General features: G+C 69.8%; 22 protein-coding genes and 6 tRNA genes. 12 read left to right on the top strand and 16 right to left on the bottom strand.

Features of this window, described 5'->3' with window-relative positions; all coding sequences use genetic code 11:
- Positions 1-24: 24 nt before the first annotated feature.
- The 5 genes from ACZ4N4_RS13370 to ACZ4N4_RS13350 all read right to left on the bottom strand — a co-directional run bounded on the left by ACZ4N4_RS13370 (position 25) and on the right by ACZ4N4_RS13350 (position 2,609).
- Positions 25-855 carry an ABC transporter permease gene (locus ACZ4N4_RS13370; protein WP_467587820.1) on the bottom strand — a complete coding sequence of 277 codons (831 nt, stop codon included), beginning with the start codon at positions 853-855 and terminating at the stop codon, positions 25-27.
- Positions 852-1,787: an ABC transporter ATP-binding protein gene (locus ACZ4N4_RS13365; RefSeq protein WP_467587817.1), complete on the bottom strand. Its 936-nt coding sequence runs from the start codon at positions 1,785-1,787 to the stop codon at positions 852-854. Before ACZ4N4_RS13365 ends, ACZ4N4_RS13370 begins: the two co-directional genes overlap by 4 nt.
- Positions 1,788-1,926: 139 nt before the next feature.
- Positions 1,927-2,002 (bottom strand) — tRNA-Gly (locus ACZ4N4_RS13360).
- Positions 2,003-2,083: 81 nt separating this feature from the next.
- Positions 2,084-2,155 (bottom strand) — tRNA-Gly (locus ACZ4N4_RS13355).
- 136 nt (positions 2,156-2,291) lie between these two features.
- A complete protein-coding gene (locus tag ACZ4N4_RS13350; protein ID WP_351695523.1) occupies positions 2,292-2,609 on the bottom strand; it encodes a histone-like nucleoid-structuring protein Lsr2 in 318 nt (105 codons plus the stop codon).
- Positions 2,610-2,968: 359 nt separating this feature from the next.
- Here ACZ4N4_RS13350 and purS point away from each other — a divergent pair, with 359 nt between their 5' ends.
- The 8 genes from purS to purM all read left to right on the top strand — a co-directional run bounded on the left by purS (position 2,969) and on the right by purM (position 11,234).
- Positions 2,969-3,232 (top strand): phosphoribosylformylglycinamidine synthase subunit PurS, encoded by a 264-nt coding sequence (gene purS, locus ACZ4N4_RS13345; protein ID WP_093501106.1) that lies wholly within the window; start codon positions 2,969-2,971, stop codon positions 3,230-3,232.
- Positions 3,229-3,909, top strand: a complete 681-nt coding sequence (gene purQ, locus ACZ4N4_RS13340) for a phosphoribosylformylglycinamidine synthase subunit PurQ (RefSeq protein ID WP_453568197.1) — start codon at positions 3,229-3,231, stop codon at positions 3,907-3,909. Before purS ends, purQ begins: the two co-directional genes overlap by 4 nt.
- The gene (gene purL, locus ACZ4N4_RS13335) at positions 3,906-6,164 is read left to right on the top strand and encodes a phosphoribosylformylglycinamidine synthase subunit PurL (RefSeq protein ID WP_453568195.1); all 2,259 of its coding nucleotides are present in this window, start codon (positions 3,906-3,908) and stop codon (positions 6,162-6,164) included. The genes purQ and purL overlap by 4 nt, the downstream gene beginning before the upstream one ends.
- Before the next feature lie 91 nt (positions 6,165-6,255).
- Complete coding sequence (locus ACZ4N4_RS13330) at positions 6,256-6,780, top strand: GNAT family N-acetyltransferase (RefSeq protein WP_467587811.1); 525 nt, start codon at positions 6,256-6,258, stop codon at positions 6,778-6,780.
- A 302-nt stretch (positions 6,781-7,082) separates the two neighbouring features.
- A complete protein-coding gene (locus ACZ4N4_RS13325; RefSeq protein ID WP_467587808.1) occupies positions 7,083-7,880 on the top strand; it encodes a maleylpyruvate isomerase family mycothiol-dependent enzyme in 798 nt (265 codons plus the stop codon).
- A 78-nt stretch (positions 7,881-7,958) separates the two neighbouring features.
- Positions 7,959-8,372, top strand: coding sequence for an META domain-containing protein (locus tag ACZ4N4_RS13320; RefSeq protein ID WP_453568189.1), 414 nt, complete (start codon positions 7,959-7,961; stop codon positions 8,370-8,372).
- A gap of 221 nt (positions 8,373-8,593) precedes the next feature.
- The gene (gene purF / locus ACZ4N4_RS13315; protein WP_360481173.1) at positions 8,594-10,123 is read left to right on the top strand and encodes an amidophosphoribosyltransferase; all 1,530 of its coding nucleotides are present in this window, start codon (positions 8,594-8,596) and stop codon (positions 10,121-10,123) included.
- A gap of 34 nt (positions 10,124-10,157) precedes the next feature.
- Positions 10,158-11,234, top strand: a complete 1,077-nt coding sequence (purM, locus tag ACZ4N4_RS13310; RefSeq protein WP_453568187.1) for a phosphoribosylformylglycinamidine cyclo-ligase — start codon at positions 10,158-10,160, stop codon at positions 11,232-11,234.
- Between the two features lie 116 nt (positions 11,235-11,350).
- On the opposite strand, the gene ACZ4N4_RS13305 is transcribed toward purM, so the two are convergent.
- The gene (locus tag ACZ4N4_RS13305) at positions 11,351-11,611 is read right to left on the bottom strand and encodes a DUF3073 domain-containing protein (protein WP_351937593.1); all 261 of its coding nucleotides are present in this window, start codon (positions 11,609-11,611) and stop codon (positions 11,351-11,353) included.
- A 300-nt stretch (positions 11,612-11,911) separates the two neighbouring features.
- On the bottom strand, positions 11,912-13,003 hold the full coding sequence (locus ACZ4N4_RS13300; RefSeq protein ID WP_453568185.1) for a Leu/Phe/Val dehydrogenase: 1,092 nt from the start codon (positions 13,001-13,003) through the stop codon (positions 11,912-11,914).
- A gap of 233 nt (positions 13,004-13,236) precedes the next feature.
- Between ACZ4N4_RS13300 and ACZ4N4_RS13295 the strand changes: the two genes are divergently transcribed.
- Together ACZ4N4_RS13295 and bldC are read left to right on the top strand one after the other, a co-directional pair.
- Positions 13,237-14,079, top strand: coding sequence for a DUF8083 family protein (locus ACZ4N4_RS13295; protein ID WP_467587802.1), 843 nt, complete (start codon positions 13,237-13,239; stop codon positions 14,077-14,079).
- Between the two features lie 607 nt (positions 14,080-14,686).
- Positions 14,687-14,893, top strand: coding sequence for a developmental transcriptional regulator BldC (gene bldC / locus ACZ4N4_RS13290; RefSeq protein WP_003949541.1), 207 nt, complete (start codon positions 14,687-14,689; stop codon positions 14,891-14,893).
- A gap of 525 nt (positions 14,894-15,418) precedes the next feature.
- Here bldC and ACZ4N4_RS13285 read toward each other — a convergent pair.
- From ACZ4N4_RS13285 to ACZ4N4_RS13245, 9 genes are all read right to left on the bottom strand, one after another.
- Positions 15,419-15,610, bottom strand: coding sequence for a DUF6274 family protein (locus ACZ4N4_RS13285; protein WP_453568181.1), 192 nt, complete (start codon positions 15,608-15,610; stop codon positions 15,419-15,421).
- 312 nt (positions 15,611-15,922) lie between these two features.
- Positions 15,923-15,997 (bottom strand) — tRNA-Asp (locus ACZ4N4_RS13280).
- Between the two features lie 93 nt (positions 15,998-16,090).
- Positions 16,091-20,035, bottom strand: coding sequence for an ATP-dependent RNA helicase HrpA (gene hrpA, locus ACZ4N4_RS13275; RefSeq protein WP_467587798.1), 3,945 nt, complete (start codon positions 20,033-20,035; stop codon positions 16,091-16,093).
- 227 nt (positions 20,036-20,262) lie between these two features.
- Positions 20,263-20,610 (bottom strand): hypothetical protein, encoded by a 348-nt coding sequence (locus tag ACZ4N4_RS13270; RefSeq protein WP_467587795.1) that lies wholly within the window; start codon positions 20,608-20,610, stop codon positions 20,263-20,265.
- Positions 20,611-20,682: 72 nt separating this feature from the next.
- Complete coding sequence (locus ACZ4N4_RS13265) at positions 20,683-23,544, bottom strand: PKD domain-containing protein (RefSeq protein WP_467587792.1); 2,862 nt, start codon at positions 23,542-23,544, stop codon at positions 20,683-20,685.
- A 262-nt stretch (positions 23,545-23,806) separates the two neighbouring features.
- Positions 23,807-23,880, bottom strand: a tRNA-Phe gene (locus ACZ4N4_RS13260).
- A gap of 24 nt (positions 23,881-23,904) precedes the next feature.
- A tRNA-Asp gene (locus tag ACZ4N4_RS13255) sits at positions 23,905-23,979 on the bottom strand.
- 37 nt (positions 23,980-24,016) lie between these two features.
- Positions 24,017-24,089: transfer RNA gene (locus ACZ4N4_RS13250), tRNA-Glu, on the bottom strand.
- Positions 24,090-24,169: 80 nt separating this feature from the next.
- Positions 24,170-25,738, bottom strand: coding sequence for a metallophosphoesterase family protein (locus ACZ4N4_RS13245; protein ID WP_453568174.1), 1,569 nt, complete (start codon positions 25,736-25,738; stop codon positions 24,170-24,172).
- Between the two features lie 172 nt (positions 25,739-25,910).
- On the opposite strand from ACZ4N4_RS13245, the gene ACZ4N4_RS13240 reads away from it, so the two are divergent.
- Both ACZ4N4_RS13240 and ACZ4N4_RS13235 read left to right on the top strand, forming a co-directional pair.
- The gene (locus ACZ4N4_RS13240) at positions 25,911-26,264 is read left to right on the top strand and encodes a metallopeptidase family protein (RefSeq protein WP_467587789.1); all 354 of its coding nucleotides are present in this window, start codon (positions 25,911-25,913) and stop codon (positions 26,262-26,264) included.
- Positions 26,265-26,427: 163 nt separating this feature from the next.
- On the top strand, positions 26,428-26,952 hold the full coding sequence (locus tag ACZ4N4_RS13235) for a hypothetical protein (RefSeq protein WP_467587786.1): 525 nt from the start codon (positions 26,428-26,430) through the stop codon (positions 26,950-26,952).
- Positions 26,953-26,964: the final 12 nt, after the last annotated feature.

Here is a 26,964-nt window from a genome sequence, read left to right as displayed (position 1 = left end):
TGTCCCGTTCCGGCCCGCTCGCACTCAGCGCCGGGGTTCCCAGCGGAACCACCGCCGTACAGCAAACACCGCGACCACGGTCCAGGCCAGCGCGGTGAGGACCGTGCCCGTCGCCTGGTAGGCGCCGAGCTCGCCGGTCCAGCCCGCGCGGACCAGCCGGACGGCCGGGGAGAGCGGGAGGAGTTCACAGACCGAGGCGATCCGGTCGGGCAGGACGTCGGTGGGTACGGCGATGCCCGAGCCCAGCATCGAGACGAAGACCAGCGGCAGCGCGGTGACCTGGGCGCTCTCGGTGGTCCGGGTGACAACCGAGGTGAGCGCGGCGAGCGCGGCGCTGAGCAGCAGGCCCAGAAGCAGCCCGAGCAGGGTGAGATACGGCGCCTTCGGCGCACCGGCGTCGAGGAGCACCGCGCAGCCGACGGCGAGCACCAGCGCCTGGGCCAGCCCCAGACAGAGGGCGGGCAGCGCGGTGCCGGCGAGGATCTCGGCGTCGGCCGGCTCGCCGCTGCGCAGTCGCTTGAGGACGAGTTCCTCGCGGCGGGCCACGTACGCGCTCACCAGGGACGTGTACACGGCGAAGAGGAAGGAGAACCCGGTCGCCGCGGTCAGCATCAGCGTGCCGACGTTCAGCCCCTGGGTCTTCAGGTCGATCTGGTCGATGGCGGGCCGCACAGTGAACGGCAGTGCGAGCGGCACCAGCAGCGCGGTGAGCACCGCACCGCGATTGCGGCCGAGGAGCAGCAACTCGGCGCGGCCGAGCGCACCCAGCCGGCGCCGGGACGCCGAGAGCGCCGCCCGCCGCCGGGACGCGGCGGGCAACGCGTCCCGGCGCCCGCCGAGGTCCACCGTGCTCATACGACCGCCTCCTTCGCGATTCCCAGGAACGCCTCCTCCAGCGAGGCCGACCGCACCTCCAGCCGGTCCAGCTCGACCCCGGCCCGCTGGGCCCAGGTCAGCACTCCGGTGGCCGTCCGCTGCACTTCTCGGGTCCGCAGCCGTACGGCCCTGCCGTCGGTCTCGTGACCGCACACGCCCAGGGCGTCGAGCGGCGGCAGGTCGCCCACGAAGTAGCCGAGCGGCAGCTCGAAGGAGATCCGTGCGGGCCGGTCCGCGGTCACCTCGCCCGGCGTTCCGGTGGCCGCGATCCGCCCCTCGTGCAGGATGGCGAGCCGGTCGGCGAGGTCCTCGGCCTCTTCCAGGTAGTGCGTGGTGAGCAGGACGGCCGTTCCGGCCTCGCGCAGGGATCGCACCAACTCCCAGGTGTCCCGGCGCCCTTCGGCGTCGAGGCCGGTCGTCGGCTCGTCCAGGAACAGCACCTCGGGCCGGCCGAGCAGCGCGAGCGCCAGGTCGAGGCGGCGCCGCTCACCGCCGGAGAGCTGCTTGACCCGGACGTCCGCCTTGCCGGCGAGCCCGACCAGGCCGAGCGCCTCGGCCGAGGGCCGGGCTCCGGTCGTACAGCCGGCCCACATCCGGACGGTCTCGCCGGCGGTCAGCTCGGACGGGAAGCCGCCCTCCTGGAGCATCACGCCGGTGCGCGGCCGTACGGCGGCCCGCTCCCGGTGCGGATCGTGGCCCAGCACCCGGACCCGGCCCCCGGTCGGCGGTGCGAGGCCCTCCAGCAGCTCGACCGTGGAGGTCTTGCCGGCGCCGTTGGTGCCGAGGAGCGCGAAGATCTCCCCACGGCCCACGGAGAAGGTGATTCCACGGACCGCCTCGAACCCGCCCCCGTAGGCACGCCGGAGGTCTGTGACCTCAATCACGTGTTCCTTGTCTTCGATGGCTTCCATGGAACGAGCGTCCCCGCGGCCCGGGCCCGGCAGCAGTGCGCGGTGTCATCACTCCTCATGACAAATGTCAGAGCCCGAGATGGGGACCGAAGGCACACGAAAAAACCCCAGTCATATGACTGGGGTTTCTCCTACGAGCTGGAGCGGACGACGAGGCTCGAACTCGCGACCTCAACCTTGGCAAGGTTGCGCTCTACCAACTGAGCTACGTCCGCACTGCTCCCGACCGGCTCCCACCGATCGGTGCGAGCACCAGCCTACCTGATCCACAAGCATGACCAGGACCGGCGGTGCAGAGCGGGTGACAGGAATTGCACACTGCGCCTTCCCCCTGGAAGGGGGATGTTCTACTACTGAACTACACCCGCATGTACTCCGTGGGTTTCGACCTTTCGGCCGTGCCCCTCGGCGTGCTCCAGACATTAGCTGATCAGCAGGGGGGTAGCGCAAGTCGGCTGTCCTCGGGGGCCGGTGACGGTCCCTGAGGACAGCCCGAGCCGCGCCTCACTGCGCGGCGCTGAACGCCTCGTAGACCTTCTTCGGGATGCGACCGCGCGCCGGGACATCCATCTTGTTCGCCTGTGCCCAGGCGCGGACGGCCGCCGGGTCGGGGGCGACCTCCGTCTGCTTGTACGCCTTGCCCGACTTCGACCGCTTGCGGCCGGCCGTCACGTACGGCTCGAGGGCCTTACGCAGTTCCTTGGCGTTGGCTTGATTCAGATCGATCTCGTACGACTTGCCGTCGAGTCCGAAGGCGATCGTTTCCGCCGCTTCCGAGCCGTCGATGTCGTCAAAGAGAGTGACCACGACCTTCTGCGCCACGAATATCGGTCCCTTCGTGTGGCACGTCTATACAGCTCATCGACGATGACGCGATGGCGGAGATGACGTGCCGAGTATCGGCTATTGCCAATTCATTTGTACAGTGCCTGGCAATACAAAGTGAAGCCCGACTAAATCCGTCCGCGTGTCCCGGACGCAATAGATGTCGTGGGCGAACCCGGGGAACTTTCCCAGAACTTTTCGCGTGGATCCCCCGCTGTCACCCGATCGTGATGCGGCTCACGTAGTTTCCTACAACTCTACCCGCGTAGAAATTTTGTGCGGGTAGTCTGAAGATGCCTGTCGGAGCACCGGCGGGTAACTGCTCAGCAGCCAGCACCACAACACCGGGAGTGCCAGTGGCACGCGTCGTAGTCGACGTCATGCTCAAGCCGGAGATCCTCGACCCCCAGGGCCAGGCGGTCCAGCGTGCGCTGCCGCGCCTGGGTTTCGAAGGCATCTCCGATGTCCGTCAGGGAAAGCGATTCGAACTGGAAGTTGACGGGCCGGTCGACGAGGCCGCGCTCGCCCGCATCCACGATCTTGCGGAATCCTTCCTCGCCAACACGGTGATCGAGGACTTCACCGTTCGGGTGGATGAAGTCGCGGAGGCGGCCAAGTGACCGCTCGTATTGGCGTCGTCACTTTCCCGGGAAGTCTCGACGACCGGGACACCCAGCGTGCGATCCGGCTCGCGGGTGCCGAACCGGTGGCCCTCTGGCACAAGGACAAGGACCTCCACCAGGTCGACGCGGTGGTCCTCCCCGGCGGTTTCTCCTACGGCGACTATCTGCGGGCCGGTGCCATCTCCCGTTTCTCGCCGGTGATGGAGACCCTCATCGAGCAGGCGAAGGCCGGCCTCCCGGTCCTCGGTATCTGCAACGGTTTCCAGATCCTCACCGAGGCCCATCTGCTCCCGGGCGCGATGCTCGGCAACAACCACCTCCACTTCATCTGCCGCGACCAGAAGCTGCGGGTGGAGAACGCGGGGACCGCCTGGACCAGCGACTACCGCGAGGGCCAGGAGATCCACATTCCGCTGAAGAACATGGACGGCCGGTACGTCGCCGACGAGTACACGCTGGACAAGCTGGAGGCCGAGGGCCGGGTGGTCTTCCGTTACCTCGACCTCAACCCCAACGGCAGCCTCCGCGACATCGCCGGCATCACCAACGAGGCCGGGAACGTCGTAGGCCTGATGCCGCACCCGGAGCACGCCGTCGAGCCGCTCATCGGCAGCGGCCGCACCGACGGTCTGCCCTTCTTCACCTCGATCCTCAAGAAGCTGGTCAACGCATGAGCCGGACGCCTCTGGACACGGTCGAGCACGCGGCCGCGACCCCCGACGTCGAGCTGCCCTGGGCCGAACTCGGCCTGAAGAAGGACGAGTACGAGCGGGTGGTGGAGATCCTCGGCCGCCGCCCGACCGGCGCCGAACTCGCCATGTACTCGGTGATGTGGTCCGAGCACTGCTCGTACAAGTCCTCCAAGGTCCACCTCCGCCAGTTCGGCGAGAAGGCCCCGCAGAGCGACGCGCTGCTGGTGGGCATCGGCGAGAACGCGGGTGTCGTCGACGTCGGCCAGGGCTACGCGGTCACCTTCAAGGTCGAGTCGCACAACCACCCGTCGTACGTCGAGCCCTACCAGGGCGCCGCGACCGGTGTCGGCGGCATCGTCCGCGACATCATCGCGATGGGCGCCCGCCCGGTCGCCGTGGTCGACCCGCTGCGCTTCGGCGCCGCCGACCACCCCGACACCAAGCGGGTGCTGCCCGGCGTCGTCGCCGGCATCGGCGGCTACGGCAACTGCCTGGGCCTGCCCAACATCGGCGGCGAGGTCGTCTTCGACGCCTGCTACCAGGGCAACCCGCTGGTCAACGCCGGTGCCATCGGGGTGATGCGGCACGAGGACATCCACCTCGCCAAGGCCTCCGGCGCGGGCAACCAGGTCATCCTGTACGGCGCCAGGACCGGCGGCGACGGCATCGGCGGCGCGTCGATCCTCGCGAGCGAGACCTTCGACGACGCCAAGCCGTCGAAGCGTCCGGCGGTGCAGGTCGGCGACCCGTTCCAGGAGAAGCTCCTGATCGAGTGCACGCTGGAAGCCTTCGCCGAGAAGCTGGTCGTCGGCATCCAGGACCTTGGCGCGGCGGGCCTGTCCTGCGCCACCAGCGAACTGGCGTCGAACGGCTCCGGCGGCATGACCGTCACCCTCGACGACGTACCGCTGCGCGACTCGACCCTCTCACCCGAGGAAATCCTCATGAGCGAGTCGCAGGAACGCATGTGCGCGGTGGTCGAGCCGGCGAAGGTCGACCGCTTCCTGGAGATCTGCGCCAAGTGGGACGTCATCGCGACGGTCATCGGTGAAGTGACCGACGGCGACCGCCTCGAGATCTTCTGGCACGGCGAGAAGATCGTGGACGTCGACCCGCGCACGGTCGCGCACGACGGCCCGGTCTACGAGCGCCCGTACGCCCGCCCGTCCTGGCAGGACACCCTGCAGGCGGACGACGCGAACAAGCTGCCCCGGCCGGCGACCGGCGATGAGCTGAAGGACCAGGTCCTGAGGCTGGTCGGCTCCCCCAACCAGGCCTCCAAGAAGTGGATCACCTCGCAGTACGACCACTTCGTGCAGGGCAACACCGTCCTCGCCCAGCCGGAGGACTCCGGCATGATCCGCGTGGACGAGGAGACCGGCCTCGGGGTCGCCATCGCGACGGACGGCAACGGCCGCTTCGCCAAGCTGGACCCGTACGCGGGCGCGCAGCTGGCGCTGGCCGAGGCCTACCGGAACGTGGCGACGACGGGCGCCAAGCCCCTCGCCGTCTCCGACTGCCTGAACTTCGGTTCGCCGGAGGACCCGGCGGTGATGTGGCAGTTCGCCGAGGCAGTGCGCGGTCTGGCGGACGGCTGTCTGCAGCTGGGCACCCCGGTGACCGGCGGCAACGTCTCCCTCTACAACCAGACCGGCGAGGCGGCCATCCACCCCACCCCGGTGGTCGCCGTCCTCGGCGTGATCGACGACGTCGCCCGGCGCACGCCGGTCGCCTTCCAGGAGGACGGGCAGCTGCTCTACCTCCTCGGTGACACCCGCGAGGAGTTCGGCGGTTCGGCCTGGTCCCAGGTCGTCCACGACCACCTGGGCGGCCTGCCCCCGAAGGTCGACCTGGAGCGCGAGCGCCTCCTGGCCGAGATCCTGATCTCCGCGTCCCGCGACGGCATGATCGACTCGGCGCACGACCTGTCCGACGGCGGTCTGATCCAGGCGGTCGTGGAGTCGGCGCTGCTCGGCGGCAAGGGCGCGCGTCTGGTCGTACCGGACGGGCTCGACGCCTTCACGTTCCTCCTCTCCGAGTCGGCCGGGCGCGCGATCGTCGCGGTGCCGCGCTCGGAGGAGGTCCGCTTCAACGACATGTGCGGCGCGCGCGGCCTGCCGGTGGCCCGTATCGGTGTCGTGGACGGCGAGTCGGTGGAGATCCAGGGCGAGTTCGAGCTCTCGCTGGCGGAACTCCGCGAGGCCCACGAGGGCACGATCGAGGCGCTGCTCGCGTAGCCGAGGCCGGTCGTACGGCCCTGCCTGTTCCTTGCGGACGGGCAGGGCCGTTTTCCGTGCAGGACGTCCTCGGACACTCCATCCTTCTGACATGTACTTGCGTGATGTCACCCCGGACGACGTGGATGCCTATGTCCGCATGCGTTGTGATCCCGTGATGATGAAAGACCTCGGCGGGCCGTTGCCCGGCGACGGCATGAGGGACAAGGTGCGCCGGGACGCCGAGGCGGCGGCGGCCGGCACCTCCTGGATCAAGATGATCGTCCCCGATCCGGGTGTCCCCGAGGTCGTCGCGGGCCATGTGTGCCTCTGGGCGCACGAGGAGGGCGGGGAGCCGATCTCGGAGATCGGCTGGATGGTCCTCCCCGAGTTCCAGGGCCGCGGCCTCGGCAAGCTCGCCACCCGCACCCTCCTCCGACAGGCCCGGGACGAGGGCCGCTGGGGAGACATCCATGCCTTCCCGGCGACGGCCAACGGCCCCTCGAACGGCATCTGCCGATCCCTCGGCTTCCGGCTCCTCGGTGAGGTCGACGTCGACTTCGCGGACCGGGTCATCCACAGCAACCACTGGGTGATCACCCCGGCCTCCGACCTCGCCCCCGCCACCGGGGTCTGACGCCTCGGCGATCCGTCCGCCGGACGCGTGCGCGGACAGCGGTGCGGTCGATGCCGAGCTCGGTCGGGAGTTCCGCCGCGGGATCCGGCCGCTCGCAGTCGTGCGGCGCGAGCAGCAGATGCTCCGGTGTGATGCGGCGGCTGTTCGGCCCTCCTCGTCTCGGCCAGGGCGCGGGGGAGGACGGCGCGGGCGCCCGACGTGAAGGGGTGTCCGCTTGCGTGACGCGGGAACCGGTGCGGAGGGCCCGGACCGCGCCGGGTTCGTGGAGCACTCCCAGGAACCGAGGGAATACGCTCACCGCCATGCCTCCCGCCAAGAAGCGCACCAGGACGTACGACCCGGCCAGAACCCGTGCGGCGGTCCTCGCCCAGTTCGCACACGTGCGGGACGCCGTCCGTACGCTCACCCCCGAGCAGCTCGCGCTCCCCACCCGACTCGGCGAGTGGACCGTACGGGACCTCGTCGCCCATATCGGGATGGCGGTCACCGCCGTCCACCGGGCTCTGGCCGAGCCCGAGCCGGCCACGGCGGACGCGGCTCCTCTCGACTGGCCCTTCCGGACCGCCGTCAACTCCTCGGCGATCTCCGACTTCACCCGGCGGCTCGCCGACGGCCACCCCGACCTCGACGCCTACCTCGCCGAGGCCGACGACAGCCTCCGTGCCCTGCTCGCCGCCCACCCCGGCACCCGGCTGCTCGCCACCAGCGCCGGCGCGATGTCCCTGGACGACTACCTGGTCACCCGCACCGTCGAACTGGTCGTCCACACCGACGACCTCAACGCGGCCGTCGCGGGACCGGAGGTGCCGTTCGACCGGCAGGCCCTGGCCGCCTGTACCCGGCTGCTCGCCGACGCGCTCGCGGTCAAGGCGCCCGGCGGCTCCACCGAGGTGCGCGTGCCGCCGTACGCCGTGGTGCAGTGCGTCGAAGGTCCCCGGCACACCCGGGGCACCCCGCCGAACGTCGTCGAGACCGATCCGCTCACCTGGATCCGGCTGGCCACCGGACGGCTGGGGTGGCCGCAGGCGCTGGCGGACGCCAAGGTCAGCGCCAGCGGCGAGCGAGCGGACATCGGGGCCCTGCTGCCCCTCATGAGCTGAGGGAACCGATCATCCGGGGTGTGCCGTCGAACCGGCATGTACGGGTACAAGCAGCGCCCGCAGCACAGGACCCTGACCATGACGGCCGCCGCCCTGCTCGTCCCGCTCGCGGTGGCCTGCGGCGGGGAGAAAGCCGGTGTCTCCGTGGGCTCCCGGCCACCGGTGACCGGGATCGAGTGGACCGTCGACAGCGTCACCGTGGACGGCACCACCCGGCGCGCCCCGGCATCCGCCCACGTGAAGATCGACGACGGCAGGGCCGCCGGCAGCTACGGGTGCAACCAGTTCAGCGCCACGGCGAAGGTCACGGACGACCGGATCCGGCTGAGCAACGCCCGCACCACCCGCATGGCCTGCGACAACACCCGCATGACCTTCGAGCGCGCCCTCGCCCGCACCCTCACCGCGGGACCGCTCACCACCCGGGCCGACGGCAGGAAACTCACCCTCACCACCGTCGGCGGCGACCGGGTCGAGCTGTCCAGGAAGTGACCTCCGGTGCCCCGAATGATGTGCGACACCTCACTCAGAGATACGGTGTGAGGGGGTTGCGCGGGCACAGTGGCCCACGAACGTGCCCCGGCTGGAGATTCCTCCTACCGCGTTGACCAGCGGAAATGGAGAAACTGACAACCGCGTCCCCGGTCGTAGATCTATTACGGCCGGGTATCCCCAATTCGGACCAGTGGTCGATCTCGCCTACACTCGGTGCTGTGCCACGTGGTGACGGTCTCCTCAATCACGATCTGCTCCCCGGTGAGAAGGGCCCCCAGGACGCTTGCGGCGTCTTCGGTGTCTGGGCTCCGGGCGAAGAGGTCGCCAAGCTCACGTACTTCGGGCTCTACGCCCTCCAGCATCGGGGCCAGGAATCCGCGGGTATCGCGGTCAGCAACGGCTCCCAGATCCTCGTCTTCAAGGACATGGGGCTGGTCTCCCAGGTCTTCGACGAGACCTCCCTCGGTTCGCTCCAGGGGCATATCGCGGTCGGTCACGCCCGCTACTCGACCACCGGTGCCTCCGTGTGGGAGAACGCCCAGCCGACGTTCCGCGCCACCGCGCACGGCTCGATCGCGCTCGGCCACAACGGCAACCTCGTCAACACGGCGCAGCTCGCCGAGATGGTCGCCGACCTCCCCAAGGACACCCACGGCCGGTCCACCCGGGTCGCCGCCACCAACGACACCGACCTGCTCACCGCGCTCCTCGCGGCCCAGGTCGACGCCGACGGCAAGCCGCTGACCATCGAGGAGGCCGCGCACGCGGTCCTGCCGAAGGTCCGGGGCGCCTTCTCCCTCGTCTTCATGGACGAGCACACTCTCTACGCCGCCCGCGACCCGCAGGGCATCCGCCCGCTGGTCCTCGGCCGCCTGGAGCGCGGCTGGGTGATCGCCTCGGAGTCCGCCGCCCTCGACATCTGCGGTGCCAGCTTCGTGCGCGAGATCGAGCCGGGCGAGTTCGTCGCCATCGACGAGAACGGTCTGCGTACCTCACGATTCGCGGATGCGAAGCCCAAGGGCTGTGTCTTCGAATATGTGTACCTGGCCCGCCCCGACACCGACATCGCCGGGCGGAACGTCTACCTCTCCCGGGTGGAGATGGGCCGGAAGCTGGCCAAGGAAGCCCCGGTCGACGCCGATCTGGTGATAGCGACCCCGGAGTCCGGCACTCCCGCCGCCGTCGGCTACGCGGAGGCCTCGGGTATCCCGTTCGGCAACGGTCTGGTCAAGAACGCCTATGTCGGCCGGACCTTCATCCAGCCCTCGCAGACCATCCGGCAGCTCGGCATCCGCCTCAAGCTGAACCCGCTGAAGGAAGTCATCAGGGGCAAGCGGCTGGTCGTCGTCGACGACTCGATCGTGCGCGGCAACACCCAGCGGGCCCTGGTGCGCATGCTGCGCGAGGCGGGCGCGGCCGAGGTCCACATCCGGATCTCCTCGCCGCCCGTGAAGTGGCCCTGCTTCTTCGGCATCGACTTCGCCACCCGCGCCGAGCTCATCGCCAACGGCATGACCATCGACGAGATCGGCACCTCGCTCGGCGCCGACTCCCTGGCCTACATCTCCATCGACGGCATGATCGAGGCGACCACCATCGCCAAGCCGAACCTCTGCCGTGCCTGCTTCGACGGCGAGTACCCGATGGAGCTCCCGGACCCCGAGCTGCTGGGCAAGCAGCTCCTGGAGACCGAACTGGCCGCCGGTCCGGCAGCCACGGCCGCGGCCGACGCGATCCGTCGCCCGTAAGTCCCGTAGCAACCAACCCGAAAGATCCCAGGCAATGTCTGAGACTGCAGTTCCCGGTGCTTCCTACGCGGCTGCCGGCGTCGACATCGAAGCAGGCGACCGCGCCGTCGAGTTGATGAAGGAGTGGGTGAAGAAGACCCGGCGCCCCGAGGTCCTCGGCGGCATCGGCGGCTTCGCCGGCCTCTTCGACGCCTCCGCCCTCAAGCACTACGAGCGCCCGCTGCTCGCCTCCGCCACGGACGGCGTGGGCACCAAGGTCGACATCGCCCGGCAGCTGGGCGTGTACGACACCATCGGCCACGACCTGGTCGCCATGGTCATGGACGACATCGTGGTGTGCGGCGCGGAGCCGCTCTTCATGACCGACTACATCTGCGTCGGCAAGGTCCACCCCGAGCGGGTCGCCGCGATCGTCAAGGGCATCGCCGAGGGCTGTGTGCTGGCCGGCTGCTCTCTGGTGGGCGGCGAGACCGCGGAGCACCCGGGCCTCCTCGGCGCGGACGACTTCGACGTGGCCGGCGCCGGTACGGGCGTGGTGGAGGCCGACCGGCTGCTCGGCGCGGATCGTATCCGTACGGGTGACGCGGTGATCGCCATGGCGTCCTCCGGGCTTCACTCCAACGGGTACTCCCTGGTCCGGCATGTTCTGCTGAACCAGGCGGGGCTCGCGCTCGACGCGCACGTCGAGGAGCTCGGCCGCACGCTCGGCGAGGAGCTACTGGAGCCGACCAAGATCTACTCGCTGGACTGCCTGGCCCTGATCCGCACCGCCGAGGTGCACGCCTTCAGCCATGTGACCGGCGGTGGACTCGCCGCGAACCTGGCCCGGGTCATCCCGGACCACCTGCACGCGACCGTCGACCGGGCCACCTGGACGCCGGGTGCGATCTTCGACCTGGTCGGCCGGACCGGCAACGTCGAGCGGCTCGAACTGGAGAAGACGCTCAACATGGGCGTCGGCATGATCGCGATGGTCCCGCAGGAATCGGTGGACGTGGCGCTGGCCACACTGGCCGACCGCGGGGTCGACGCATGGGTGGCCGGCGAGATCACCGAGCGCGGCGAGCACTCCACGGGCGCGGAGCTGGTCGGCGACTACGCGCCGAACTAGCCGCTCCGGCGGCTGAGGAGCGAGGTCCGGGGCCGAGCCCTGTGAGACCAGCACAAAACCCGGTCCGGCGTCAGAACCCCGGACCGGGTATGTGAACGGCTAAGCAGCCGCGGGCATTACGCACCGCGACGATGTTGAGACTGGGGCCCGGACTGGTCGTCCTCGTCCTCGTCGTCATCGTCGTTGTAGAGATCCGCGTACTGGGCGTACGGGTCGTCATCCTCGTCGTCGTCCTCGAACGGCTCGCCATTCGGCGGCTGGCTCGAAGTCGAAGCGCCCAGCTCGCTGGCCAGACGTGACAGGTCAGTCCCACCGCTGTTGTACTTCAGCTGGCGGGCGACCTTCGTCTGCTTGGCCTTGGCCCGGCCGCGCCCCATGGCTCGACCCCCTCGGTGACGGGGCTCGACGGCCCCAGAGTCTGACACGCGTTCATGATCCGGAACGGACTCTCCTCGGAGAGACCGGTCCGTAGGGCTTCCACGGTACCTGAGCCCGCGCCCATACGGTACGTCGCCCGCACCACGCGCCTGGCTGCACGACCCGCGAGGCGCCCCGTCCCCGCTGGTCAACGACGATTTTAACCACTTCCTGGCGAGCGACCCGCCGACGAACGTGAGAGTTCTCTCCAACTGCCCGTCGGCGGGTACCGGAAATCCGTGCGGAAACCCGGCGTTCGGTCAGCGTGCATCCGCCGTTGCGGCTTCGTGCATCCGCTGTTCGGCGATCCGGTCGGCCGCCGCGGCAGGCGGAATCCCGTCATCCTTCGCACGAGCGAATATGGCCAGCGTGGTGTCGAAGATCTTCGCCGCCTTGGCCTTGCACCGGTCGAAGTCGAACCCGTGCAGCTCGTCGGCGACCTGGATGACCCCGCCGGCGTTCACCACGTAGTCCGGCGCGTAGAGGATCCCGCGGTCGGCGAGGTCCTTCTCGACGCCGGGGTGGGCGAGCTGGTTGTTGGCCGCGCCGCACACCACCTTGGCGGTCAGCGCCGGCACCGACTCGTCGTTGAGGGCGCCGCCGAGCGCGCAGGGCGCGTAGATGTCGAGGCCCTCGACGCGGATCAGGGCTTCGGTGTCGGCGGCGACCTGGACCTGGGCGTGCCGGTCGGAGATCCGGCCGACGGCCTCCCGGCGCACGTCGGTGATCACCACCCGGGCGCCTTCCTCCAGCAGGTGCTCCACCAGGTGGTGGCCGACCTTGCCGACGCCCGCGATGCCGACGGTGCGGCCGCGCAGCGACGGGTCGCCCCACAGGTGCTGGGCGCTGGCCCGCATGCCCTGGTAGACGCCGTACGCGGTGAGCACGGAGGAGTCGCCGGCGCCGCCGTTCTGCGGGGAGCGCCCGGTGGTCCACCGGCACTCGCGCGCCACGACGTCCATGTCGGCGACATACGTACCGACGTCGCAGGCGGTGACGTAGCGGCCGCCGAGCGAGGCCACGAACCGCCCGTAGGCGAGCAGCAGCTCCTCGGTCTTGTCGCGGTCGGGGTCCCCGATGATCACGGCCTTGCCGCCGCCGTGGTCCAGACCGGCCATGGCGTTCTTGTACGACATCCCGCGCGCGAGGTTGAGGGCGTCGGCGACGGCCTCCTCCTCGTTGGCGTACGGGTAGAAGCGGGTGCCGCCGAGGGCGGGGCCCAGCGCGGTGGAGTGGATGGCGATGACGGCCTTGAGGCCGCTCTTGCGGTCCTGGCAGAGCACGACTTGCTCGTGACCGCCCTGGTCCGAGTGGAACAGGGTGTGCAGGACGCCGGTGGAAACGTCGGTCACTGTGGTGACTCCCGGTTGTGTCGCGGCGAGTGGAAGCGGGGGCTCCCGTACGGGTGGCGGGAGCCTGGCATGAGCGTAGAGCTATTGCCCGGCCACCATCCGCTCCGTGTTCAGGATCACTCTCCCGCGCCGCGTGTGCACGTATGAGCGTGGGACGATTTGGTGTGGTTTCGCGGCTGCTCCGTAGTGGGTCCCGCTGGTTTCGAGCCCGGTCCGATGGGGAGGGAGCAGGCGTGCCCAAGGTGTCCTCGGTGGTCGTCCCCTACGCGACGTACCTGCGTGTGTACGAGCCGCTGGCCGCCTTCCCGGAGCCCGAGCGCGGCCACTGGACGCGCTACGCCCGCCGCTCCGACCGGCCCTCCTATCAGGACGAACTCCGGCGCGCACTGGCCGACTTGCTGCCCACCCCGCCGATCCCGGTGCCGGTGCAGGAGAGCGCCGACGCGTTCGTCCTGGAGGTCGACGGTGTCGTGTGCGTGTGCCCGTGGCGGACCAGGCTGCGCGGCTGGCAGGCCCTGCAGGAGCTGCCCGAGGAACTGCCGAACACGGTCCTGGACGCGATGCTGCCCCCGGTCGTCCGCCGGCAGGCCACGATGGACTACGAGCGGTGGCTGGCCCGCAACCCCGACTCCCGGCCCTGGATCCGGACGGCGACCTGGCAGGTGCCGTTGAACTGGTTCGTGCTGGTCTCCGACGAGGAGCGCCGGTACGACAAGGGCACCGGTGAGATCCCGCCGATGCTGCGCTACCGCACGCCGATGGTGCAGGCCCGGCGGCGGGTGGCCCGGGCGCTGCGCACGCTCAAGGACACCATCGACGAAGGGCCGCTGATCGACGGCCTGGTGGACGTCGGACGCTGGCTGGAGGAGTTCCATCCCCGCTCACTGGTCGAGCTGGACTACGGCGGCCTGGTGCACGCCCTGCCGGCCGGTGATCTGGAGGACGACCATTCGGCGGCCGACGTGGCGGCCGGCATCGAGGCGCTGCGGCAGGGCGACGGGGTCGCGGCCGGGGAGGCGTACGGGCGGCTGGTGGAGCGCTGGCGGGCGGTGCGGGACCGCCGGTCCGCGAACTGAGTACCGACGCCGACTGCTCCGTACTGAGTGTCGGGTCACCTGATGGTGTGACAGTCGGATGACACCTCGGTGACGTATGAGTGCCGAGTGATGTACGTCACGGCCCAGATGCCATGAAACAACGTACGTTGACGGCACTTCAGTGAACGCACGGGACGTTGGTCCCGATCCGGGCTTTTGCGTCAAGGGTGACGGACCGCACTTACACGGCTCTTGCGCCTCTTGCCACTCCTCGTGCCAAAATAGGACAAGGAGTCCGGGGAGGGCTCCTTCCGTCCACTTGTGGTGCACTGTGGGCGGAATCTCAGCATTGCACTCGCTTTGGGGGGTCTGTCGACTCCTGATCGCCATGTGACTGATCGTCACAGTGGCGTGACTGTCCGCTATGGCATGGTCCATCGGCTTCCGCGGCTGATGACTACCTGGGAGGGCAATTCCATCGGTTTGGCCGACGCGGCTGGACGGATGGTGTAGTTGTAGTGCCGAGGACAAGCCGTTCGTCCTATAACCGACTCGACTCGCGTCCGCCATTTCGGGCAACGCGGGTCAAGGTGCAGAATTTAGAGGAAAGAACCGAGAAGGTTCGGTTCTCCCGAGGAGGCCGCTCATGACCGCTCGCACCCCTGATGCCGAGCCGCTGCTGACCCCGGCTGAGGTCGCCACGATGTTCCGCGTCGACCCCAAGACGGTCACGCGGTGGGCGAAGGCCGGCAAGCTCACGTCGATCCGCACACTGGGCGGACACCGACGCTACCGCGAGGCTGAGGTCCGCGCGCTGCTCGCGGGTATCCCGCAGCAGCGCAGCGAGGCCTGACCAACTGAATAGCGGGCAAACCGACCGGTCCCCCTACTGGCCGAGGTGCTCGCAACCCTAGCTCCGAGCGACGCGGGACCTGCCCCAACAGGGCCCACGCCCAAGCCGACAGAACTTCTCAGGCAGCGACACAGGGTGCGTCGTAGATCGCGCTGGACTCCGCCGGGTCCAGCGCGATCTTTTTTGTGCGCCCATGGGGCCGGATCGACCATGACCGGCGACTCTGTGAGCAGCCTTGTCGGAGTCTGGGGAGGCCTGTCGGATCTGCTGTGAACGCGGCCGGAGAGGTGGCGGGAGGGGGCCCGGGGGGAGCCCGCGGGCGTGCCGCGGGAGGTGTCTCAGGGTGGTGCAATTGCACATATTAAATTGACTTGTTGTAGGCGGGGTGTAAGTACCGCTGTTTCAGGAACTTATGCGGTGACTCCCGTCACATACCGCACGTGTTGTTTGTACTGCCCCGGGTGCGCTAATGGAGCCGAAGGCTCCACCGTCCCACAGGGGAACGGCCGTTGGGGCCGGCACCGCTCAGGCGCCGACGGGACCTTCGTCCTCCGCGGCGTCCTCGGGGGCCTCCGCGGCGCACGGGGCGGAGTCCATGGCCAGCCGCAGCAGCTGATGGCAGACCGGGCAGTGGCGGGTCAGGTGCCGGTACGACGAGGCGGCCGCCAGGTGGGCCCGCAACAGGGCTCGCGTCTCATGCCGCACCGAAGCCGCCATGCGCCACCTCCAGAAGGGGGTCCGAGGGGAAGCGAGCCCTGTCTTCTGGGTACCGATCGAATGTGACCCCGTCAAGAGCGCACCCTCCGCACCCGGCCAACGCCTGGAGGGGCCGGCGGCACCGCCGGGGAACACGGAAGAGGCCCGCGTCCCTTGTGGGGATGCGGGCCTCTCGGGTGATGCGGTCCTGACGGGATTTGCGGCATCCGATCGCGGCTGCGCCGCGGGCGCGGGCTCGGTCTGTCTCGGTCTCGTCGGGGTGACGTGCGAGAGGCCCGCTCCCTTGTGGGGATGCGGGCCTCTCGAGTGATGCGGTCCTGACGGGATTTGAACCCGCGGCCTCCACCTTGACAGGGTGGCGAGCACTCCAAACTGCTCCACAGGACCAGGTTTTGCGGCACTTTGTCTTCGCTGTGCTGCGAGAAGGACTGTACAGGAGGGTGAGGGTCCTGGTCGAACTCACGCAGTGTGCCCGGTCGGTTACGGTGCTGCCGAGTCGATCGCCTTCACGATCCGCTTGTCGGAGATCGGATACGCCGTGCCCAGCGCGTGCGCGAAGTAGCTGACCCGCAGCTCCTCCAGCATCCAGCGGATGTCCAGCACCTGCTGCGGCACCGGCCGCCCCTGGGGGAGCTGCTCCAGGAGCCAGGCGTACTCGTCCTGCATCTCGTGGACCTTCTCCATCCGGGTGGTGTCCCGCTGGACGTTGGTCGGCATCTGCTGGAGGCGCCGGTCGGCGGCCACCAGGTAGCGCATGAGGTCGGGGAGCCGTCGTATACCGGCCCACGTCACGAAGCCCGGCTTCACCAGGGCGTCCAGCTGCTTGCGGACGTCCGTCAGGTTTGCCAGCAGCGCGGGGCTCGCCACGGCCTTCAGACGGCGCTCACAGGCCTGCCAGGCGGCCAGTACCTGCTGTACCTGACCGACCGTGCGGACCGTCGTGTCGACGATCTCGGCGCGCACCTTGTCGTACAGCTTCCGGTACGACTCCTCGTCCCACACCGGGCCCCCGAAGTCGCCGATCAGCTTGTCCGCCGCCGCCATCGCGCAGTCGTCGAACAGGGCCTGGATCGTGCCGTGCGGGTTGGCGGACAGTGCCAGCTTCTGGGCGTTGGTGAGCTTCTCCGAGGCGAACTTCGCGGGATTGACCGGGATGTTGCGGAGGATCAGCCTGCGGGTGCCCTTCCACATCGCCTCGGCCTGCTCCTCCTCGGTGTCGAAAAGGCGGACCGAGACCGTGTCGCCGTCATCGACGAGCGCCGGGTACGCCTTCACCGGCTGGCCGGCCCGACGGGTCTCGAAGACGCGCGTGAGGGCGCCGATCGACCAGTCCGTGAGGCCCTTGCGCTCCAGCGACTCGCCGCCCTCGCGCTCCGCGGTGGCCGCGGCGGCCTGCGAGATGGCCTGGCGGGCCTTCGGCTTCAGCCGGATCTTCAGCGCCTCCAGGTCCTTGTCCTCGGCCAGCTTCCGGCGCCGTTCGTCGACGATCCGGAAGGTGATCTTCAGGTGGTCCGGGACCTTCGCCCAGTCGAAGTCCTCGGCCTCGAAGGGCACCCCGACCATCCGCTTCAGCTCGCGGGCCATGGTCGTGGTCAGCGGTTCCTGCAAAGGGACCGCGGTGTCCAGGAAGCGCTTGGCGAAGTTCGGTGCCGGCACGTAGTTGCGGCGGATCGGCTTGGGCAGGGACCGGATCAGCTCCGTGACGACTTCTTCCCTGAGGCCCGGGATCTGCCAGTCGAAGCCCTCGTCCCTGACCTGGTTGAGGACCTGGAGCGGGATGTGCAGGGTCACGCCGTCGGCGTCCGCGCCCGGCTCGAACTGGTACGTCACGCGGAACCTGAGCTGCCCCTGCTGCCAGGAGTCCGGGTAGTCGGCCTTGGTGACCGCCTCCGCCGACTCCCGGATGAGCATCTCGCGCTCGAAGTCGAGGAACTCCGGCTGCTCCTGCCGCTTCCGCTTCCACCAGGAGTCGAAATGGGCGCCGGAGACGACGTGTTCGGGCACCCGCTGCTCGTAGAAGTCGAAGAGCGTGTCGTCGTCCACGACGATGTCCCGGCGCCGGGCCCGGTGCTCCAGCTCCTCGACCTCGCTGAGGAGTCTTCGGTTGTCGGCGAAGAACTTGTGGTGGGTGCGCCAGTCGCCCTCGACCAGTGCGTTGCGAATGAAAAGCTCGCGGCTGGTCTCCGGGTCGATGCGGCCGTAGTTGACCTTCCGCTGGGCGACGATCGGCACGCCGTACAGCGTGACCTTCTCGAACGCCAGCACGGCCGCCTGGTCCTTCTCCCAGTGCGGTTCGCTGTACGTCCGCTTCAGGAGGTGCTCGGCGAGGGGTTCCACCCACTCCGGCTCGATCTTCGCGTTGACCCGGGCCCAGAGGCGCGAGGTCTCGACGAGTTCGGCGGACATCACGAACCGGGGCGTCTTCTTGAACAGGGCCGAGCCGGGGAAGATCGCGAACTTGGCGCTGCGGGCGCCGAGATACTCGTTCTTCGCGCCGTCCTTCACGTCCTTCATGCCGATGTGCGACAGCAGGCCCGCGAGCAGCGAGACATGGACGCGGTCGCCGGGGGCGTCCTCCTCGTTGAGGTGGATGCCCATCTGCTTGGCGACCGTGCGCAGCTGGGTGTAGATGTCCTGCCACTCCCGGATGCGCAGGAAGTTCAGGAACTCCTGCTTGCACATCCGCCGGAAGGACGACGAGCCGCGTTCGCGCTGCTGTTCGCGGACGTACTTCCACAGGTTGAGGAAGGCGAGGAAGTCGCTGGTCTCGTCGCGGAACCGGGCGTGCTGCTGGTCGGCCTGGGTCTGCTTGTCGGCGGGGCGTTCGCGCGGGTCCTGGATGGAGAGCGCGGCGGCGATGACCATGACCTCACGGACACAGCCGTTCTTGTCGGCCTCCAGGACCATGCGCGCCAGGCGCGGGTCGACGGGCAGCTGGGCGAGCTTGCGGCCGGTGTCGGTGAGCCGCTTGCGGGTGTCCTTCTCGGCCGGGTCGATCGCGCCCAGCTCCTGGAGCAGCTGCACACCGTCGCGGATGTTGCGGTGGTCCGGCGGGTCGATGAAGGGGAACTTCTCGATGTCGCCGAGGCCGGCCGCGGTCATCTGCAGGATGACGGAGGCGAGGTTGGTCCGCAGGATCTCGGCGTCGGTGAACTCCGGGCGGGCGAGGAAGTCGTCCTCTCCGTAGAGCCGGATGCAGACACCGTCGCTGGTACGGCCGCAGCGGCCCTTGCGCTGGTTGGCGCTGGCCTGGGAGATCGCCTCGATGGGCAGCCGCTGCACCTTGGTGCGGTGGCTGTAGCGGCTGATCCGGGCGAAGCCGGGGTCGATGACGTACTTGATGCCCGGGACGGTCAGCGAGGTCTCGGCGACGTTGGTCGCCAGAACGATCCTGCGACCGGTGTGCGGCTGGAAGACGCGGTGCTGCTCGGCGTGCGAGAGCCGGGCGTACAGCGGCAGTACCTCGGTGAACCGGTAGTTCTTCTTCTCCAGCGCGTCCGCGGTGTCCCGGATCTCCCGTTCTCCGGAGAGGAAGACGAGGATGTCGCCCTTGCCCTCGGCCTGGAGCTCCTCGACCGCGTCGCAGATCGCCGTGATCTGGTCGCGGTCGGCGTCCTCGGCGTCCTCTTCGAGGAGGGGCCGGTAACGCACCTCCACGGGGTACGTCCGGCCGCTGACCTCGACGATCGGGGCGTCCCCGAAGTGCCGGGAGAACCGCTCGGGGTCGATGGTCGCGGAGGTGATGACCACCTTCAGGTCCGGCCGCTTGGGCAGCAGCTGGGCCAGGTAGCCGAGCAGGAAGTCGATGTTGAGGGACCGCTCGTGGGCCTCGTCGATGATGATCGTGTCGTAGGCGCGCAGCTCGCGGTCGGTCTGGATCTCGGCGAGCAGGATGCCGTCCGTCATCAGCTTGACGAAGGTGGCGTCCGGGTTCACCTGGTCGGTGAAGCGGACCTTCCAGCCGACGGCCTCCCCGAGGGGCGTGCGCAGCTCCTCGGCGACCCGCTCGGCGACGGTGCGGGCGGCGATCCGGCGGGGCTGGGTGTGACCGATCATTCCCCGGACACCGCGCCCGAGTTCCAGACAGATCTTCGGGATCTGTGTGGTCTTCCCGGACCCGGTCTCACCGGCGACGATCACGACCTGGTGATCGCGTATCGCCTCCGCGATCTCGTCCTTCTTCTGACTGACGGGCAGCTGCTCGGGGTACGACACGGCGGGCACGACGGCGCGTCGGCCGGCCATCCGTTCCTCGGCCCTGGCCACCTCGGCCTCGATCTCCGCGAGGACGGCGGCCCGGGCCTCCGGCTTACGGATCTTGCGTGCACCTTCCAGCCTGCGCCCGAGCCGGTGCGCGTCGCGCAGCGAAAGCTCGGTCAGGCGGGGGGCGAGAGCGCCGAGGGCGGGGGCGGGATGCGTAGACATACGCGGTCCAGGATCTCACCTCGGGGAAATTCGTGGCGAACGCTTTTGCCTCCGGCGGTTCGGCCGGGGTCGGCCCACCGGTTTCACCGGCCTTGCCGGCCGACCGGGGTGCCGGCGGAGGGGCCCCGGCGGAGCCGACGCCGGGGGCGTCGGGGCGGGGTGAAGTCAGGGCGGAGACGGGGCGGCGGGCGGTGTGGTGGCGGGTGGTTCGGGGTGCCGGTGGGCGGTCACTGGGTGCGCTGCGTGGGCGCGGTGGTGGCGGTGGGCGCGGTCGGAGTCGGGGGCGCGGTGGGGGTGGGGGCGGCCGGGGTGGTGTGGGCGGCGGAGGCCGAGGCGGCGGCGGCCATCGACTTTGCCGTGTTGGACACCGCCTTGATCCCCAGGTATGCCGTGGTCATGCTGCTCACGGCCGTGAACGCGGCGGAGAGCACGCCGATGATCACCGACGTGTCGCCGCGCAGCCGCCAGACTCCGAAGACCGCGACCGCGGCGATCGCGAGGTTGCTGATGACGACGGCGAGCAGGCCGTATCTCGCGCGGTCCTTCTCCAGCTGGATGTCCTGGTCCCGGCTCATCTTCCCCACCCTGGTGACGTGTCGACCCGCCAGAACCTAGCGCCGAGCGGGCCCGCCGCCAAGAAGATCAGGTCAGCCCGCCGGGAAGACGTCGTAATCGCCCAGTAGGTCGGCGTAGACGTCCACCGGGCCGGTGCCGGCGTTGTAGAGGTCGATCTCGCCGTCGGCGCCGACCTTGACCAGTGCGCGGTTGGCCGCGGTGTGTCCCTTGGTGAAGTTCAGGGAGTACACGCCGGGGCGCGGTGTGCCGTCGGCGTAGGCGACGAGGTAGCCGTTGCCGGACGGGGAGGGCACCGTGAGATTCAGGTCGACGGCGGTGACCCCGGTCGCCGGGACTCCGTGGGCGCCGGTGACCTTGAGCTTGAGGGTGGCGTGGGCGGCGATCTTGGCGACCTTGCCGGTGCCGGTTCCGGAGTGGGTGTTGAGGATGCGGGCGGGGGTGACGGGCAGGAACTCCGAACCGCCCGCCGGGGTGCCGCCGTACCAGCCGGCGAGGTCCGCGCCGAGCTGCGCCGACCCCTTGCCGGCGTTGCGCAGTACGGCCTTGCCGTCCTTCAGGGGGAGCACGATCTGGGCGGAGGCGGTCTGCCCGGTGGTCCAGTACGGGCCGGTCACGCTGGAGCCGGTGGCGCCGTGCGTGGAGAGGACGAGGCTGCCGGACGACTTGGTGCTGGTCGCGGTGGTGTTCAGGACCACCGCCGACGCCCCTGCCGGGACCCCGTGGGTGCCGCCGACCGGCAGCGTGACCGCGTGTCCGCCGGCGACCGGACCGGTGCTGCCGCCGGTGCCGTTGCGGGTGTCGAGCAGCCGGAGCGGAGAGACCGGGTGGTAGGTGTCGGCGTACTGCGCGTGCGACTGGAGGCCGACCGTGGCGACATTGACCGTGACCGCACCGGTGCTGCCGTTGTAGATGTCGACCGAACCGGTCGGGGTGACCTTGACCGTCGCCTCGTCGAGCGCCGTCCGGCCGGGCTCGAAGACGATGGTGGAGGTGCCGGGACGGGCGGTGCCGGCGGTGTAGAGGGTGAGCGAGCCGCTCGCCTTGGCGGCGCTGGTGACGATCTGCAGCTGGGCGGCGTCGACGCCGTCGGAGTCGGCGCGCAGAGTGGCCGCCGACAGCTTGAGGACTCCGTGGGCGGCGATCGTCTTCTCGGTGTCGTACTGCGGGGTCACGGCGACGAAGGCGTCCGCGGCGTGGAAGGTCGTCGTGGCGGTGGTGGTACGGCCGAACAGGTCGGTCTGCGTCAGGGTGGCGGTGTGGGGGCCGGGGGCCGAGTACTGGTGAACCGTCACCTGGGTCCCGTCGCCCACGCTCTCCTGGCTGCCGTCGCCGAAGTCCACGACCCGGCTGAGCACCTCCCACGCTTCCGCCGACTCCGGAGCGATGAACTGCGCGAAGCCCGCGTTGGTCTCCCCGTTGTCCGCGGTCATGGCTGTTGCGGACAGCGAGGCGGGCGGCGGCGTGGCCGTACCCGCCTTCGTCCAGCTGCCGCCGGTCTTGGTCGTCCCGTCGGTGTCGGTGACGGTGATGCGGGCGAGGTAGTTGCCGGGCGTGGTGTAGGCGTGCGTGATGCGGGTGCCTGGTGCGCCGGTGGCGGGTGGGCTGCCGTCCCCGAAGTCGACGGAGTACGTGAGCGCCTCACCCCAGGAACTGACGGCGTCGGCCGTCACCCAGGTGGTGAACGGGGCGATCCCGCTCGGCGGGTAGGCGGCGCCGGGGATCGTGATGACGTCCTCGCGTTCGAGGGCGCCTCGGTCCGGAGCCGTCGTACCGGTGCCGGTGTTGGCGACGAGCAGGTCGTCGGCGCGCGGGTGCCCCACGGAGTCGGTGCTCAGCTCGCCGGGCGCGCCGGCGTTCGCCGAGTCGATGAGGGGGGAGTGTTCGAGCGGTGCCGCGAGGGAGTTCAGTCCCAGCCCGTCGATGTCGTGCGCGCCCTGTCCGGTCGCGTTCCGAAGTGCCGCGGTGGTGGCGTAGGGGGTGCCTGCCCAGGCGTATTCGGGACGCCGGCTCGTGGCATTCCCCATGCCGTTCGCCGCCACGTTGTAGTCGGCGGTGACCTGTCCCGCCGAGTCGCCCGACACCGTGTAGAGGGGAGCGGTGGGCGACGGACACGTGCTGCTCTGAAGCTCCTTCAAGGACTCGACCACGTTGTTCTCGACGGCGCCGGAACTCCCGCCGTCCAGCGAGATCCCAGGAGCGCACGGCGAGAGGAGCGAGTTGCTCGTGACGTCCGCGTCGGTCGTCCCGCTCGCGGTGATCCCACCCAGCTGCGGGTCGCTGATGATGTTGGTTGTCACGGTGACCCGTGCAGCGCCCTGCTCCGCTCGTACGCCGTACGCGTATCCGTTGCCGATCGAGTTCCGTGACACGGTCACGTCCGAAGACGTGCCGTCCACGGTGATCGCGGTCCCCGCGCCGACGCCACCCGGCACGGGGGCGCGCATGAAGGACAGCCGGTCGAGGGTGACGTGGTCGGATCCCGTCGACACCACCGCGTCGTTGCCGTCGTACCCGAACATCAGCGATTCGACCCGCACGTCGTGCACCGCGTCGAGGGTCAGCGCCGGCGCGGAGCCGGGCGCCGCCAGCTGGGCCCATGTGGTGGAGGCACTCGGCACCCCGGTGAAGGTGATCGGCGCGTCGCTGGTGCCCGAGTGGGTCAGCGTCACCGCTTCCGAGTACGGGCGGTCGTTCGGCGACAGGATCCGAACCGTGTCCCCCGGCTCCACCACGTCCGCCGCGGCCTGCACCGTGCAGAAGGGCAGGCTCTGCGTCCCCGTTCCGGTGTCGCTGCACGCCACGTCATGGTTCACGTACAGCGTCCCGTCGGAGCCCGGATCGGCCACGGCCGCCCCGGTCCCCCAGCCGCTCATCACCCCCGCTACGGCGATCACGGCGAGGGACAGCCCGACGGCGGGGCGGGGTCTGTGCATGGGGTCTCCACGGAGCGTTCGCGGGCGCGGTCACGAGATCGCCGGAGAGGACGAACGATCCTGGGGATACGACCGGTTGGGACCAGGGGTGGTTCGGCTCGGCGTTGACATGCAGCCGTCATGGTCTCAGGGCGACCTCAAAGGAACGCCATGCTCCGCCCCGGTCTTGCTCAAAACGGAGTCGGCCGACAGAGCGCCGGATCGGCGAGGCCTTCGGGGCATGAAAACAGCCCCTCCGGAATCCCGGAGGGGCTGCTCATTGTGGCTGGGGCCGGGGTCGAACCGGCGACCTATCGCTTTTCAGGCGATCGCTCGTACCAACTGAGCTACCCAGCCACGAGGTTTCACGTGAAACCCCAGCGGTCCTGACGGGATTTGAACCCGCGGCCTCCACCTTGACAGGGTGGCGAGCACTCCAAACTGCTCCACAGGACCAAGCTTTGTGTGCAACAGTGTCGCACACGATCTTGCGTGCCCCCAACGGGATTCGAACCCGTGCTACCGCCTTGAAAGGGCGGCGTCCTAGGCCGCTAGACGATGAGGGCTATCGGCCCGCCTGGGCGCTTCTCAGCGCGTCGGGGACGTGAGAAGCATATGGGATGGCGGGGAGTATCGCCAAAACGGTTTACGGCCCCGAGGGCGTCGGGGTGCCCGGTGGGCTTCCCGAGGGTGACGGGCTCCCCGAGGGGGAGGGAGTGGCGCCCGGCTGCCCGCGGCGGGGCCGCTGGTCGAACGCGTCTTCCGGGAGGTGACGGCTGACCTCGGCCGTCGTCTCGCCCAGACCGCCCAGTTTGATCTCGTCCCAGGCCTGGAGCCGGCGGGTGTCGCGGTCGAAGTAGAGGATCGAGGCCTCGATGGGGTCCGGGTACTTGCCCTCGACCGCGCGCAGGCCGCTGCCGCCCGTGGAGCCCTCCACCCGGAGACGGGTGCCGTGCGGCAGGATCTCGGTCTGTTCGTGGTGGATGTGGCCCGCCAGGACCAGGGGCACCTCGCCGTCCGTCATCCGCGCGGCCGTCGGTTCATGGGCGATGGCCACGTCCACCGGGGTGTCGGCCGCCCGCTGCTCCCGCAGGGCCGTGGCCAGACGGTCCCCGGCCTGTTCCTCCGCCGTGTCGCCGCCCGGCACGGCGGAGCGGTCGGGCGTGAACTGGGGATCACCGATCCCGGCGAAGCGCAGCCCGGCGATCGTCTCGGCGCGGCCGTCGTCCAGGACGTGCACGTTCTTCATCCGGGACAGATAGCGCTGGGTGATGCCCGAGTCGTGGTTGCCCCGGACCCAGACGTACGGCACGCCCAGGTCGGCGATCGGGTCCAGGAAGCCGTTCTCCGCCGCGATGCCGTGGTCCATGGTGTCGCCGGAGTCCACGATCACATTCACCTTGTACTGCTCCACCAGCGAGGCGATGATCTTCCAGCTCGCCGGGTTGAGATGGATGTCGGAGACGTGCAGCACGCGCAGGGTGGTCGGGTCCGGTGCGTAGGCGGGGAGCGTGGAGGTGACGTCGTACAGCTTCGTCACGTTGGTCACCAGGCGCGCCAGTTCCTTCTGGTAGACGTCGAATTCGGTGACGATGCTGCGCGCGTTGCCGACCAGGGCGGGGGCCGAGGAGAGCAGGCCGGAGAACCTCGGTTCCAGGACCGACTTGGGGTTCCAGGTGGCGTACGCGGTCACGCCGGAGGTGGCGAGCAGGGCGAGGGCGAGGCCGCCGGCGGTCAGGGCGCGGCGCGGGCGGCGGTAGACGGCGAGGCCGAGGGCGGTGGCGCCGCAGACGACGGCCACGCAGGAGCGTACGGCCACGTCGAGGGTGCCGTGCTCGACGTCCTGGGCGACCTCGTCCTGGAGACCGGCGAGGCGCTCGGGGTGGTCGACGAGCGCCTGGGAGCGGACCGGGTCGAGCTGGTCGACGTTGACGTCCAGGCGGACCGGCGCGGAGTGGGTGTCCAGGTAGAGGGCGCCCAGCGGGGAGACATTGATCTTCGTGCCGCCGTGGAGGGACGGCCGCAGGGTCATCGTCGTGTCCATCGGGCCGACCTGGGCCCGGACGTTCCCGACGACCAGCAGGCCGAGCCAGGCGCCGACGAGCACGACGGTTATCAGGCCGAGGACGCGGATCCAGACAGGCGGTGCGTGGGCATCGGGGGCGAGTTCAAGATCGGGCAGGCGGCCATGGGCACGGGCTCGGACGCGGACCATTGGTGCCGTATGCCCAGGATTGCGGGCGCGTATGCGACGCGGGTTGGCCGGATGTCGGGGGCTCACGGCCCGGATGACGGGGGTCCGTGGCCCGCCTCTCGGGGGTTCGCGGCCCCGATGCCGGTGGGGTCCGCGACTCTCGTACGGGCGTTCCGTGCCGGACAATGGGCCTGTGCTGGAGATGACGCGCGAGGAGTTCGAGGAACTGGTCGCCGAGGCGCTCGACCGGATCCCGCCGGAGCTGACCCGGCTGATGGACAACGTGGCGGTGTTCGTCGAGGACGAGCCCGACGACCCGTCCGTCCCTGAGCTGCTCGGGCTGTACGAGGGGACGCCGCTGACCGACCGCGGGGAGTGGTACGCGGGCGTGCTGCCGGACCGGATCACCATCTACCGCGGCCCGACGCTGCGGATGTGCGAGTCGCGCGAGGAGGTCGTCGCGGAGACCGAGGTGACCGTGGTCCACGAGATCGCCCATCACTTCGGCATCGACGACGCGCGGCTGCATGCGCTGGGGTACGGGTGAGGGGTGAACCGCGGGTGGCGGGGCCGGCACGCGCCCTTGTGCGCGGGTGACCCCGCGACGCGGGTGAGGCACCGGTGCGGGTGATGCCTCGGTTGCGTGTCCTCTTGTGGGCGGCGGGAGTTGGGGAGGTTGACTCCTTTCTTCGCCCCCGGAGGTGGCCGCCGTGCGCCCCTTGTACGTACCCGTCCGTCTGGCCGTCACCGTGATGGCCGTCGCGGCCGCCGCGGGCTGTGTGAACGTCGGGGACGACGCGGGGAAGGCCAAGCCGTCGCACTCCGCCGGGCACCGGGACGGTGACGAGGCCGACGGAGGTACCGGGGTGTCCGGCGAGGGCGGTGCGGGGTACGGCGGTGGGGTGGCCGACGGGAAGCGGGGGCATGGGGGGAAGCCGAAGCCGGGGGAGTCCGGGTCGGCGTCCGCCAAGCCGACGAAGGGCGCGAGTGCGGGGCCGACGGTGCCGGTGAAGCCGGGGAAGAGCGTGGCGCCGGGGGTACCGGCCGGACCTTCGGGGGCACCGGCGTCGCCCACTCCGCCGGCGGCCTCCCCCACGCCACCGCCGGACTCACCGACACCGCCACCGCCGGCCACGGACCCGCCGTCCGCCGAGCCGTCCTCGTCGGCGCACGAGGGCACGGGGCCGCAGCTGGTGCAACGCGAGCCGGCACCGGAGGCGGGGACGCCGGCGTAGGTCACTGTCGGC

The organism is Streptomyces sp. NPDC026538 (assembly GCF_055567535.1).
This window is presented reverse-complemented; position numbering and strand designations above follow the sequence as displayed.

What these genes read in the sequence shown, in the direction of transcription:
- ACZ4N4_RS13370 (WP_467587820.1), bottom strand. Translation starts at nt 855, where the DNA reads ATGAGCACGGTGGACCTCGGCGGGCGCCGGGACGCGTTGCCCGCCGCG.
- ACZ4N4_RS13365 (WP_467587817.1), bottom strand. Translation starts at nt 1,787, where the DNA reads ATGGAAGCCATCGAAGACAAGGAACACGTGATTGAGGTCACAGACCTC.
- purL (WP_453568195.1), top strand. Translation starts at nt 3,906, where the DNA reads ATGAGCCGGACGCCTCTGGACACGGTCGAGCACGCGGCCGCGACCCCC.
- ACZ4N4_RS13330 (WP_467587811.1), top strand. Translation starts at nt 6,256, where the DNA reads ATGTACTTGCGTGATGTCACCCCGGACGACGTGGATGCCTATGTCCGC.
- ACZ4N4_RS13325 (WP_467587808.1), top strand. Translation starts at nt 7,083, where the DNA reads ATGCCTCCCGCCAAGAAGCGCACCAGGACGTACGACCCGGCCAGAACC.
- ACZ4N4_RS13320 (WP_453568189.1), top strand. Translation starts at nt 7,959, where the DNA reads ATGACGGCCGCCGCCCTGCTCGTCCCGCTCGCGGTGGCCTGCGGCGGG.
- purM (WP_453568187.1), top strand. Translation starts at nt 10,158, where the DNA reads ATGTCTGAGACTGCAGTTCCCGGTGCTTCCTACGCGGCTGCCGGCGTC.
- ACZ4N4_RS13305 (WP_351937593.1), bottom strand. Translation starts at nt 11,611, where the DNA reads ATGGGGCGCGGCCGGGCCAAGGCCAAGCAGACGAAGGTCGCCCGCCAG.
- bldC (WP_003949541.1), top strand. Translation starts at nt 14,687, where the DNA reads ATGACCGCTCGCACCCCTGATGCCGAGCCGCTGCTGACCCCGGCTGAG.
- ACZ4N4_RS13285 (WP_453568181.1), bottom strand. Translation starts at nt 15,610, where the DNA reads ATGGCGGCTTCGGTGCGGCATGAGACGCGAGCCCTGTTGCGGGCCCAC.
- hrpA (WP_467587798.1), bottom strand. Translation starts at nt 20,035, where the DNA reads ATGTCTACGCATCCCGCCCCCGCCCTCGGCGCTCTCGCCCCCCGCCTG.
- ACZ4N4_RS13270 (WP_467587795.1), bottom strand. Translation starts at nt 20,610, where the DNA reads ATGAGCCGGGACCAGGACATCCAGCTGGAGAAGGACCGCGCGAGATAC.
- ACZ4N4_RS13265 (WP_467587792.1), bottom strand. Translation starts at nt 23,544, where the DNA reads ATGCACAGACCCCGCCCCGCCGTCGGGCTGTCCCTCGCCGTGATCGCC.
- ACZ4N4_RS13245 (WP_453568174.1), bottom strand. Translation starts at nt 25,738, where the DNA reads ATGGTCCGCGTCCGAGCCCGTGCCCATGGCCGCCTGCCCGATCTTGAA.